At 70.3% G+C, this 11,629-nt stretch carries 9 protein-coding genes; 7 read left to right on the forward strand and 2 right to left on the reverse strand.

The window, feature by feature from the left end; all coding sequences use genetic code 11:
* Positions 1–6 precede the first annotated feature (6 nt).
* The gene (locus E0F75_RS24335; RefSeq protein WP_187624695.1) at positions 7–1,041 is read right to left on the reverse strand and encodes a trypsin-like peptidase domain-containing protein; all 1,035 of its coding nucleotides are present in this window, start codon (positions 1,039–1,041) and stop codon (positions 7–9) included.
* A 126-nt stretch (positions 1,042–1,167) separates the two neighbouring features.
* Here E0F75_RS24335 and E0F75_RS24340 point away from each other — a divergent pair, with 126 nt between their 5' ends.
* The 6 genes from E0F75_RS24340 (at position 1,168) to E0F75_RS24365 (ending at position 10,070) form a co-directional block, all read left to right on the forward strand.
* Entirely contained in the window at positions 1,168–2,016 is an 849-nt protein-coding gene (locus E0F75_RS24340) for a serine/threonine-protein kinase (protein WP_187624696.1), read from the forward strand.
* Complete coding sequence (locus E0F75_RS24345; RefSeq protein ID WP_229312814.1) at positions 1,901–5,551, forward strand: serine/threonine-protein kinase; 3,651 nt, start codon at positions 1,901–1,903, stop codon at positions 5,549–5,551. The genes E0F75_RS24340 and E0F75_RS24345 overlap by 116 nt, the downstream gene beginning before the upstream one ends.
* Before the next feature lie 280 nt (positions 5,552–5,831).
* Positions 5,832–6,587 (forward strand): (5-formylfuran-3-yl)methyl phosphate synthase, encoded by a 756-nt coding sequence (locus tag E0F75_RS24350; RefSeq protein ID WP_187624861.1) that lies wholly within the window; start codon positions 5,832–5,834, stop codon positions 6,585–6,587.
* A gap of 8 nt (positions 6,588–6,595) precedes the next feature.
* Complete coding sequence (locus E0F75_RS24355; protein WP_187624698.1) at positions 6,596–8,005, forward strand: aldehyde dehydrogenase family protein; 1,410 nt, start codon at positions 6,596–6,598, stop codon at positions 8,003–8,005.
* Positions 8,002–9,114, forward strand: coding sequence for an NAD(P)-dependent alcohol dehydrogenase (locus E0F75_RS24360; protein ID WP_187624699.1), 1,113 nt, complete (start codon positions 8,002–8,004; stop codon positions 9,112–9,114). The genes E0F75_RS24355 and E0F75_RS24360 overlap by 4 nt, the downstream gene beginning before the upstream one ends.
* A complete protein-coding gene (locus E0F75_RS24365; RefSeq protein WP_229312815.1) occupies positions 9,111–10,070 on the forward strand; it encodes a class I SAM-dependent methyltransferase in 960 nt (319 codons plus the stop codon). Before E0F75_RS24360 ends, E0F75_RS24365 begins: the two co-directional genes overlap by 4 nt.
* A 67-nt stretch (positions 10,071–10,137) precedes the next feature.
* On the opposite strand, the gene E0F75_RS24370 is transcribed toward E0F75_RS24365, so the two are convergent.
* The gene (locus E0F75_RS24370) at positions 10,138–10,671 is read right to left on the reverse strand and encodes an EF-hand domain-containing protein (protein WP_187624700.1); all 534 of its coding nucleotides are present in this window, start codon (positions 10,669–10,671) and stop codon (positions 10,138–10,140) included.
* Positions 10,672–10,969: 298 nt separating this feature from the next.
* Here E0F75_RS24370 and E0F75_RS24375 point away from each other — a divergent pair, with 298 nt between their 5' ends.
* Positions 10,970–11,629, forward strand: a complete 660-nt coding sequence (locus tag E0F75_RS24375) for a hypothetical protein (protein ID WP_187624701.1) — start codon at positions 10,970–10,972, stop codon at positions 11,627–11,629.

Here is an 11,629-nt window from a genome sequence, read left to right on the forward strand (position 1 = left end):
GCAGCCTCACAGCACCCCAGCAGCCGTCAATCCTTCAAGGACCCGCCCGATCCTGACTCCCTGGTTGCGGTATTCCGGCGCATCGACGGATCCGTTGCGCACCCATCGATGGTGGAGGCCGACCAACCGCCAGCGCTCGTCGAACACGGGCGAACCCGAGGAGCCCCCCTCGGTGTCCGTCCAGTACTGGACGACATCGTCATCCACATGCCGCACGACGTTGTGGTGCACCCCGAACTTCTTCGTTCCTCCGCTGGGGTGCTGAATGATGTAGACCCGGTCACCGTTGGCGACCGGTACGGACGCATCCAGCTCGATCACCGGGGTGTCGTCGGGCAGTGGAGTCTCGGACCTGATGACCGCCCAGTCGTACTCCTTCACGCCCTGGATCGTGTCGGGCCTGCCCATGACCACCGTGTGGGCCAGATCCCGTCCGGCGAAATCCTTCTCGTATCCGAACCAGGCCTCCACCTTCGTGGCCGGCCCGCCCCCGTGATCGTCGTCGAACAGGACATGGTGGTTCGTGAGCAGCGTGTCGTCACCGATACGGAAGGCCGTTCCGTAGTAGCTGCCGCTGGGGAGGGTGACCAACAGCCTCGCCACGGAGGGTGCGAGTTCCACTCCGCGCCGCAGGAAGGCCACATCGAGCAGGGAGTAATCGCTGAAGATCTGCCGCTCCCGGGCATCGGGATCGCTGAAGTTCTTCCACACTCCGGCAGGCGCGGCCGGCTCGGGCGCCTCCACCACCGGCGTCGACTGCGTCAGCTCTCGCAAGCGAATCGCAACCGCCGTATCGGCGCCGGACTCGATTTGCGCGAGGAGCGCCCTGAGCTTGTCCTGATTCCTTGCCTTCTCGATCAGATCGTGCCAGACCAGAACCATCGGCCTTCCCCATCCGATGGTTCCCGGCGGTATCCCTGCTTGCGCTGCAAAACCGACAACGCTGTCTTCGCGAAAGTAGGTGTTGCTCAGATAGTCCCTCAACTCCCGTGCCGCCGGGCTCGTCCAGTTGAAGGGAAGGGTGTCAAGGAAGTGCGGCATCGCGACGCTCCGTCTCTGCAGCCCTCATGGCCATTTTAGACCGCGCAGAGCTCGTTCTGCGCATTGGTCCTCGGATGCGCCCACGGCGTCGGCGGAGGAGCATGAGCAGGAGAAGGGGGTGCTGTCATGGCAGGCGAGAACCCGTATCCCGACATCCCCGGGTGGGTGGTGGAGGGGGAATTGGGGCGGGGCGGCATGGGTGTGGTGTACGCCGCGGTGGACTCCACGAGCGGCGAGCGGCGTGCACTCAAGACCATCAGCAGCACCGTGGCCGATCCCTCCCCGGAGGCGGTCGCGCTCTTCGAACGGGAGATCCGCATTTCCATGGGTCTGCTCCATCCGCACATCGTCCGGCTGGACACCTTCGGGCAGGCGGGCTCGCTCTGCTTTCTCGTCATGGAGCTGTGCGACGCGGGTTCCCTGATGGACCGCGTCGTGGCGGACGGCCCGATGCCCGCCACGGAAGCGGTGCCGCTGTTCCTGGACGTGCTCGCCGCCCTCTCCTACGCTCACACGTCGGGCGGGACGGTGCACCGCGACATCAAACCGCAGAACATCCTGCTGACGGGGAGCCCGGGCGGCGGGAAGGTGGCCAAGATCGCCGACTTCGGTCTCGCCAAGGCCTATCAGACTGCTGGAATCAGCGGACTCACGAAGACCGGTGCGGTCGCGGGCACCCCCGCGTTCATGCCGCGGGCGCAGGTCGTCAACTACAAGTACGCCAAACCGCCTGTCGACGTCTGGTCCACCGCCGCATCGCTCTACTACGTCCTGACGGGACACACACCCCGCGACTTCGTCCCCGGTCGCAACCCTTGGCTTACCGTCGCCAACGACCCCGCCGTTCCGGTCTCGGACCGTGGTGTCCCCCTCCCGAAGGACCTCACCGCGGCTCTGGACCGGGCGCTCAGCGACGAGCCGGACGAGATGTACCCCACGGCGGAGAGGCTCGCCGCGGCGCTGGTACGCCCCTGAGCCCGGAAGCGCAGGCCCGCCCATGACCTCCGACTGGCAGCCCGGCACCACGGTGCTGAAGGAGTTCACCGTCCAACGGATCATCGGGGCAGGTGGCTTCGGCCAGGTGGCCCTCGTCCACAGCCTGAGGTCCGGGGAGCTGTACGCCGCCAAGCGCCTGCTCGACGCCGATCTCGTACACCAGGGGCACCTGATCGCCGAAGCGCAGCGGTGGATCGCACTTCCCGCCCATCCGTACATCACCGAGTGCAGGTTCACCCGGACCGTGGGAGACGAACTCGTCGTCTTCAGCGAGTTCGTCCCCGGTGGTTCCCTGGACGACCGGATCCGGTCCGGAAAGCTGTACTCCGACGACGAGACGGTCACCCTGCGCCGGATCCTCACGGTCGCGACGCAGGTGGCCTACGGGCTCGACGCCGCTCACGCGACCGGGCTGCTCCATCTCGACGTCAAACCGGCCAACGTACTGTTCGGCGCCGCGGACGCCGCGAAGATCACCGACTTCGGTCTCGCCGACGTACCGCACGAGAGCGTGAAGGTGAAGGCCCAGCTTGGGCATGCCATCGACTACATCGTGGACGATCCGCTCCTGGATACGGGACAGGCCCGGGCGATGAAGGGATCACTCGGCGCGTTGCTGTTGCCCGAGTACGAGCATCTGCCAGGGTTGACGGCGCCTCAGACACGAGGACACACCTCGGCCTACGCGTCTCCGGAGCAGACCGACGGCCTGCCGGTCGGGCCGGCGGCGGACGTGTGGAGCTGGGCGCTGACCGTGGTCGAATTGCTGGTCGGCGACCGGACATGGCAGTCCGGGGCCGTCGCGATGCTGGTACTGCAAGCAGCTCGACGGGAGCGACTCACCGACCGGTCCATCGCCGTACCGCCCCCGCTGGCCGAGCTGCTGGGGTCCTGCTTCCAGGAGGATCCGCAGGAGCGGCCGGTCTCGCTGCGCATGCTGGCGGACGAGTTGCGGACCATCGCGGAGCGGGAGACGGGTGGCCCGTTGGCGGACGATGTCCCTCCGCGGCCCTCCGCGTGGTCCCCGGACCGGCAGGCGCACGGCCGCCGGTCGATGATCGGGGTCGAGAGGGAGGATCCGCGAGAGTTCCTCCGTTACGCGTACGCGACCGCGGGCCTCGACGAACGTGAGGCTGTGAGCTACTGGCCCACCCGTGCCGGAAGCCTCAAGTCTCAGCACCTGGAGGACGTGCGGGCTCTGAACGAGGCATGGCGGGTCCTCGCGGAGATTCCCGAAGGCGCCGATCCGGGCCTGTCGATCGTACGAGCGCGGTGCGCCGCCGCGCTGGGCGAGGTGCAGGCCGATCTGGGTGATCTGACCGATGCGATCGAGCGATACCGCACCTCCGTACGCATCCTCGAGGCTCTCGCCCCGGAGGAATCCCGCGGGTTTCTCTCACCGTCGCTCAACTGCCTGGCGGTGCTGCTGCGGCGGGACGGGGACACCGAGGAATCCCTCCGGGTCTCCGACCGGGCCATCGAGGCCGCACGACAGGAGCGCGACCCGAAGGGGGCTGCCCACTCACTCAGCGCCGCGCTGCAGACCAAGGCCAACGCCTTGGCCTGCACGGGTGAGGCAGAAGCGCTGTACAGGGCGTCCGCCGCGGCCGCCCAATCGGCGGGTGACGACGAGGGGCAGGCCAAGGCCATCGCGAACCTGGCCGCTTGCCTGGAGCGGAACGGCTCGCCGGACCGCGCCGCCGAGTTGTGGGATGACGCCGACAGGAAGCTGGCTCGCTTCGACGGACCCGGGCATCGGGACATACAGGCGGTACGCGCCTGCCTCTGGCTCAACCGGGCAGCTCTGGCTTCCTCCGGCTCGGATGCCGAACTCGACTGTGCGAGAAGGGCTGTGGAGCTCTACGCACCCCTGGTCCGCGCGCACGGGATGCACACCTACGCGGGGCATCTGGGCAGAGCGCACCTCCTCGCAGGGCAAGGTCATGAACTCCGGGATCGCCTCCAGGAAGCCCTCTCGGCCTACCGTGAGGCCTCGGAGCATCTTGAGGCGGCCGTGCTCCGGAACGGAGAGCTGGAGTTCACGGCGTATCTCGCGTGGTCATACGATCACGAATCGGCCATGGTCGCGCAGCTTCACAACCCGGAGCAGGCGGTCGAACCGGCGCAGCGATCAGTCGACATGTGGCGCCACGTCGCCGCGCTGGACGGTCTGGGCACCAGCGGTCCGTCACTCGCCGAAGCGCTGTCCAAGCTCGCCGAAGCATTGCGGGATGCCGGCCGCCTCGACGAATCCGAGCAGTGGATCGCCGAAGGCCTGCGCGTCGTCGACGACCCGGAGTACTCCAGCGAGGGCCACGGAGACGTGACCAAGGCATGGGTGTACCGGAACCGAGCAGTGACACACCGCCGCCGTGGCGAATTCGACGAAGCCCTTCACTGGTGCCAGGCTGCTCTCGATGTCCTGGCAACGTCCGCAGGGCACGATGGAGTACTGACTCGCATCCTTGTCCGGCAGACCCTCACCGGCCTCTACGGGGACTGTGGGCTCCATCGTGCCGCCCTGGAGGAATGCGAGTCCACCATGGTGGAGATCGACTCGTACGTCCGACAGGGCATCCTCTCCGCCTTCGATCTGGCCGATGGATTCCACCGACTGGCCAATGCCCGGATGCAGTTCGGCCTCCCGTCCGGCAGTGCCACCGCCGCACGCTCCTCGCTGGACGCCTACGCACAGCTCATCGCGAACGGTCGGGTCGACCTCGTCTCCGAGGCCGCCAGGGCGCGGGTGACCCTGGCACTCGCCCTGATGCGGACGGGTGAACTCCACAGCGCGGCACGGGAGCTGGAGGAGGGCGTCCACGCCTTCCGGAACCTGCCTGCTACGGACGTGGCGTTGGCCAACGGTGCGCGGATTCACCTCGGTCCGTCCGGCGAGCCCGCCGAGGAGCTCTCCTCCGGTGACACTCCCTCTCCTCCCGGGGCACAGCTGCGTGAAAGCATCGTCTGCTCCTTCACCCGCCTTCTTGTGGAGGTGCGCGACACGCTCGATTCCGGACCGGGTGACATGCCGGAACGCCTGGCCCGATTCCGGACGCTCCACTCCCGCGCCGCGCATCTGGGCGGCAACGGCGCGACGGAGAAGGCCAGTCAGCTGCTGGAGAAGGCCACCGGACAGCTGACGTGGCTGGCCAGGGCCTTCCCGGGCGATGAGGTGGAAGCGCTCCGTGCCGAGACCGGACAGCTCCTGGGTTGGTACGCCATGCGATGCGGGCGGGGCGGGGCGGCAGAGCACGGATTCAGGATCGCCGTGGACAGCTACCGCACTCTGACCTCGGAGCGGGGGCGCCCGGAACACGCCGAGCGGTGGTGCAAGGCGTACATCGGCTGGGCCGCCGCACGCGTCTTCGAGGGCGACGACGTCGGCGCGGAGGATGTGGTGCGCGAGATGCGGCGGGACCTGCGGCACCTTCGGCCGGAGCAGGCCAGGGCATTCGAGCAGAGGGCGCACGACGCCCTCAGGGAGTTCAGGGAGTTCAGGGAGAGTCTCGGCTGACTCGCCCGGGGGATCCTTCGTGCCTGGTGAACGGGCACGAGGCAGACAGAGGCGCTGGAGTGCACAAGTGCGCATCGGGGGCGGTCGGCAGGGTTCGGCGGACGCCGGTGCACGCCCGGTGCACATCGCGTGATGCGCGTGCCTACACGCGCCTCCTGGGAGCCCCGCGCGCCCTACCGGTGCCCACGGGGCGACGGAAAGGATGAGCGCACCGCGCATGAACCAGGTGATCCGCACCCCTGTCCTCGGCCAGGTGGACATGCGGCGGAAGGAGCTTACGGTGTTGCTGCTCATCTCCCCGGACGGTGTCGAGGAAGCTCTCGACTGTGCGAAGGCCGCGGAACACCTCGACATCGTCGATGTCAAGAAGCCCGACGAGGGCTCATTGGGCGCCAACTTCCCCTGGGTCATCAGGGAGATCCGCGACGCGGTGCCGGCGGACAAGCCGGTGTCCGCCACCGTGGGGGACGTGCCGTACAAACCCGGCACGGTGGCGCAGGCCGCGCTCGGCGCGGTCGTCTCCGGCGCCACCTACATCAAGGTCGGCCTGTACGGATGTACGACTCCCGAGCAGGGCATCGAGGTCATGCGGGCGGTCGTCCGTGCGGTGAAGGACCACCGCCCGGAAGCGCTCGTCGTCGCCTCGGGCTACGCCGACGCCCACCGCATCGGCTGCGTCAACCCGCTCTCCCTGCCCGACATCGCCGCCCGCGCCGGCGCCGACGCGGCCATGCTGGACACCGCGATCAAGGACGGCACGCGGCTCTTCGACCACGTCCCGCCCGACGCCTGCGCCGAGTTCGTCCGGCGCGCCCACGCGTCCGGTCTGCTCGCCGCCCTCGCGGGCAGCGTCAAGCAGACAGACCTCGGTCCGCTGACCCGCATCGGCACGGACATCGTGGGCGTGCGGGGAGCGGTCTGCGCGGGCGGTGACCGCAATGCCGGGAGGATCCGGCCCCATCTGGTCGCCGCCTTCCGGGCGGAGATGGACCGGCAGGCCCGAGAGCACGCCGTCGGCACCTCGGCCGTGAACTGACCACCGGGATGCCGACACCAGAAGCCGGTCCCGTCCCTGGGCGTCGTGCCGTACGCCTCGCCGTCGTCGACCCGGCCACGGGGAAGGCCTTCGACGAGGCCCCCGACCAGCGGCCGGACGAGCTGGACGACGTGGTCGCCCGGGCCCAGCGGGCCTGGCACGGCTGGCGCACCGACCCCGCCGCCCGTACCACCGCCCTGCGCGCCGCTGCCGACGCCGTGGAAACGGCCGGCGACGACCTCGCCCGGCTGCTCACACGGGAACAGGGCAAGCCCCTGGCCGAGTCGTACGCCGAAATCGCCCGTACGGCTGCCCGGCTGCGCTACTTCGCCGACCTGGCCCCCAGGTCCCGCCGGATCGACGACGGTCGGCCCGTGCACAGCGAGGTCCGCTGGCGGCCCGTCGGGCCCGTCGCCGCGATCGTTCCGTGGAACTTCCCGCTCCAGCTCGCGGCGGCGAAGTTCGCGCCCGCGCTCGCGGCCGGCAACACCGTGGTCCTCAAACCGTCCCCTCACACCCCGCTCGCCACCCGGCTGCTCGGCTCGGTCCTCGCCACCGTCCTGCCGGAGGACGTCCTGACCGTCGTCACCGGCCGCGAACCGCTCGGTGCCCGTCTCGCCGCCCACCCCGGCATCCGCCACGTCACGTTCACCGGCTCGGTGCCCACCGGCCGGGCCGTCGCCGAGGCCGCGTCGGCCTCGCTCGCCCGGGTCACCCTGGAGCTGGGCGGCAACGACGCCGCCGTCCTCCTGGACGACGTCGACGTGGACCGGATCGCGGACCGGCTGTTCTGGGCCGCGTTCCGCAACTGCGGGCAGGTCTGCATGGCGGTCAAACGCGTCTACGCCCCCGCCCGGCTCCACACCGAGGTCGTCGAAGCCCTCGCCCAGCGCGCGAAGGCCGTCGCGGTCGGATCCGGACTCGACCCGGAGACCCGGATCGGTCCGGTCAACAACGCTCCCCAGCTGGCCCGGGTCGAGCAGGTCACGCGGCAGGCCCTGGCGGACGGCGCCCGGGCCGCGGCCGGCGGCCACCGAATCGACGGAGCGGGCTACTTCTTCGCTCCCACGATCCTCACCGACGTCCCGCCCGACAGCCCGGTGGTGACCGAGGAACAGTTCGGACCGGTCCTGCCCGTACTGCCGTACCGGGATCTCGACGAGGCCGTCCACGCGGCCAACGGCACCGGCTTCGGACTGGGCGGCTCCGTATGGGGCACCGACCTCGACCGGGCCGAGGCGGTGGCCGACCGGCTCGAATGCGGCACGGCCTGGATCAACCACCACGCCGAACTCTCCCTCGCCCAGCCCTTCGCGGGGGTCAAGGACAGCGGCGTCGGTGTCGCGGGCGGACCGTGGGGCCTCTACGGCAACCTCCGGCCGTTCGTCGTCCACCGCCCGCGGGAGGAGGAGGCGTGACGAGGAGGTTCCGGGCGGCCGTACTGCGCTCGTACGAGGACCCGTTCACGGTGGAGGAAGTGGCCCTGAGCACGGCGCCAGGCCCCGGCGAGATCCTGGTCGAGATCGCGGGAGCCGGGATGTGCCGTACCGACCTCGCGGTACGGCGATCGGCCGGCCGCAGCCCGCTGCCTGCGGTCCTCGGCCACGAGGGCGCCGGGGTCGTGGTGGCGACGGGCGGCGGCCCCGGCATCGCGCTCGGCGTCGGCGACCACGTCGTGCTGAGCTTCGACTCCTGTGGACACTGCCGGAACTGCCGCGCCGCCGCCCCCGCCTACTGTGACTCCTTCGCCTCCCTCAACCTCTTCGGCGGGCGCGGGGAGGAACCACCGCGCCTCACCGACGCGGCCGGGAAGGCGCTGGCTCCCCGGTGGTTCGGCCAGTCCTCCTTCGCCGCGTACGCGCTCGTCCCGGCCCGCAACGCCGTCCGGGTCGACCCCGCCCTGCCGCTCGAACTGCTCGGGCCGCTCGGCTGCGGCTTCCTCACCGGTGCCGGAGCCGTACTGAACACCTTCGCCGCAGGACCCGGCGACACCCTCGCGGTCCTCGGCGCGGGAGCGGTGGGCCTGGCCGCCGTGATGGCGGCCACTGCTGCCGGCGTGCGGACCGTGGCCGTCGACCGGCATCCCGAGCGGCTGGACCTGGCCGAACGGTTCGGCGCGACCCCGCTGGCCGCCGGATCGTACGGACTGCCCGAGCGGATCCGCCGATTGACCGACGGCGGAGCCCAGTACGCCCTGGACACCACGGCCTCGGCCCCGCTCATCAACGACGCGCTCCAAGCGCTGCGCCCCACCGGCACCCTCGGCCTCGTGGCACGCCTCCACACCCCGCTGCCGCTCGAACCCGGCACGCTCGACCGAGGCCGCGGCATCCGCCACATCTGCGAAGGCGACGCGGTACCCGGACTGCTGATACCCCGGCTGACCGGCCTGTGGCAGGCCGGCCGCTTCCCCTTCGACCAGCTGATCCGCACCTACCCGCTGGCCGACATCAACGAGGCCGAACGCGACTGCGACGCCGGCCGCGTGGTCAAACCCGTCCTGCTGCCGGAAAGAAGAGACCGATGAGCGAAACCTTCACCACCAAGGAGTCCTCCCACTCCGCCACCGGGGGAGACACGGCCGCCACGGCGACTCGGCGGGCCGACGCGGAAGGCGTGGACGGAGGTGTGGGGCTGACCGCCCTCCTGGTCGCGGCGGCCCGGGCGATCGAGACCCACCGCCACGACAGCCTGGCCCAGGACGTCCACGCCGAACACTTCGTCCGCGCGGCCCCGGCGAGCGCGGACTGGCCGGTACGCATCGGGCAGGTCCCGGAGGGGGACGACAACCCGCTGTGGGGCAGGTTCGCCCGCTACTTCGGGCTGCGGACCCGGGTCCTCGACGACTTCGTCCTCGGGTCGGTCCTCGACGGATCCCGTCAAGTGGTCCTGCTGGGCGCGGGACTTGACACGCGTGCCTTTCGGCTGGACCTGCCCTCCGACTGCGTGGTCTTCGAGATCGACCGGGCGGGTGTGCTGGCCTTCAAGCACCAGGTGCTCACGGACCTGTCGGCCGCCCCGAGGGTGAAGCGCGTCCCCGTACCGGTCGACCTGCGCGCGGACTGGGTCACCGCGCTCACCACCGCCGGCTTCGACCCGGCCGCACCGAGCGTCTGGCTGGCCGAGGGGCTGCTCTTCTACCTGCCGAGCCCCGCCGAGACGTACCTCATCGACACGGTGGACCGGCTGACCACCGTGGGCAGCGCCCTGGCCTTCGAGGCCAAACTGGAGAAGGACCTGCTGGCATACCGCGACAGCGCGATCTACACGGCGACGCGGGAACAGATCGGCATCGACCTGCTCGACCTCTTCGACCTGGGACCGCGCCCCGACTCGGCGGGTCACCTGACGGCCAAGGGCTGGTCCACGTCGATGCGCACGCCGTTCGACTTCACCCGCCGACACGGCCGCGGCCCCCTCCCCGAGCCGAACGACGCCCTGGAGGGGAATCGGTGGGTCTTCGCCCACAAGCCCGGACCGTGACGTCGATCGGGCCGACGGCGTCCCGGGGCGGCCGAAGCCGCCCCGGGACGCTCGCGACCGGGCCGTGTCAGACGGCCGGAGCGCCCACCAGCCGGTCGCCGGGAATCCCGGCCAGCTCCGGTGCGTAGTAGTCCTCGATGCCGGCGGCCCACGTGGCCACGGTGATGCGATCCTCGGCGTCCGGGCCGAAGGCGTCGAAGAGCGCGTGGATGTTCGCCTTCTCGAAGCCGATCGCCGTCATCAGCGAGACGAAGAGCGGGCGCTCGATCAGGCCGTCCCCGTCCGGGTCGCCGAGTGCGGAGAGAGCCTTGGCGAACTCGGTGATCGTGGGGCCGAAACGCTTGGGGTCGAGAACGAAGGGGCGGAACTCGTCGACGGTGATCACACCGTCGCCGTTGGCGTCCAGCTCGGTGGCCAGCGTCGTCCACCAGCCGCGGAACGCGGTCCGGATGGCCTCCTTGGCGCCGGCGTCCGATGCGACCGCCGCCTCCAGAACGCGTCCCGTCATGAGGTCGAAGTCGCCGGAGTCGATGACTCCGTTGCCGTTGGCGTCGAAGAGGGAGAAGACCAGCTCGACCCGCTTGGCGGCCTCAGTACGCATGTCCGTCACCTGTCTCGTGCGGCCCGTCGGTTCCGGGCCTGGCTCAATGAGTGCTTCTACGTAACCGTGACGGGGGGAGTGCCGTGACGGTGAGGCGGTCGCCGACACCGGAAGGAGTGAGCTCGTGACCGTGACCGTGACCGCCGGCTACGCAGCGACCAGGGTGCGGTGCGCCGCGTTCTCGGCGCGGCCTACGGCCGGCTGACGCACCAACGGCCGGGACCGGAAGCTCCGCGTCTCCGGCGAGCTGCGCTTTCCCCCGTACCGCTTCCTCGAACCCCGCGGTGCTCGCCATGAGTTGTTCCGCCACAGCCTGCCGGACATCCCGATCTTCGCGATCCCCCTGGGCATCGGAGCGGTCGGCCTGGTCGCCCGCATCGGCGGCGGCCTGGCCGTGTTCTACCGCTTCGGCCCGGGCGAGATCCGGGACATGGTCATCCGTGGCGCGTTCAACCCCCTCGAAGAGGACATGAACACCGAACTCGAGGCGGAGGCCCGCCTCGTGCTGCCCGCCGAAGCCGGGCTCAAGATGTTCGTGCGCGCCGGCCTCGGCGCGTCCGTGGCCATCGCCAGCGCCACCGGCGGCATCACCCTCACCGGTGGCGTGCTGCTGCGCGGCGGCCTCGATGCCAAGGCCCGGCTCGCCTACGCGAAGGGGGTCCTGACCTTCGACACCCTGGCCCGCATCAGCGTGCAGCCCGTCCTGACCCTGCGCATCGAGGCGGACATCCTCATCGAGGCGGCCGTCGGCGGATCCTGGCGCTTCCCCTACCAGCTGGCGTCCTACTCGTACGCCACGGGCCTGGAGTTCGGTCTGATGGCCCCCTTCCACTACCAGTCCGACCAGCCGCTCCGCCTTCCCGAGGCACGGGATATCCAGTGGATCGTCCCCCAGATCGATGTCGGTGCCCTCGCGAGCCGCGTGGCGAGCCAGGTCAGGGGCGGTCTCGGGTTCTGA

The organism is Streptomyces sp. CB02980, assembly GCF_014451325.2.
Lineage (GTDB): Bacteria > Actinomycetota > Actinomycetes > Streptomycetales > Streptomycetaceae > Streptomyces.

Bases quoted from the DNA above. Each gene is read 5' to 3' on its own strand.
- E0F75_RS24335 (WP_187624695.1), bottom strand. From the start codon at position 1,041: ATGCCGCACTTCCTTGACACCCTTCCCTTCAACTGGACGAGCCCGGCG.
- E0F75_RS24340 (WP_187624696.1), top strand. From the start codon at position 1,168: ATGGCAGGCGAGAACCCGTATCCCGACATCCCCGGGTGGGTGGTGGAG.
- E0F75_RS24365 (WP_229312815.1), top strand. From the start codon at position 9,111: ATGAGCGAAACCTTCACCACCAAGGAGTCCTCCCACTCCGCCACCGGG.
- E0F75_RS24355 (WP_187624698.1), top strand. From the start codon at position 6,596: ATGCCGACACCAGAAGCCGGTCCCGTCCCTGGGCGTCGTGCCGTACGC.
- E0F75_RS24370 (WP_187624700.1), bottom strand. From the start codon at position 10,671: ATGCGTACTGAGGCCGCCAAGCGGGTCGAGCTGGTCTTCTCCCTCTTC.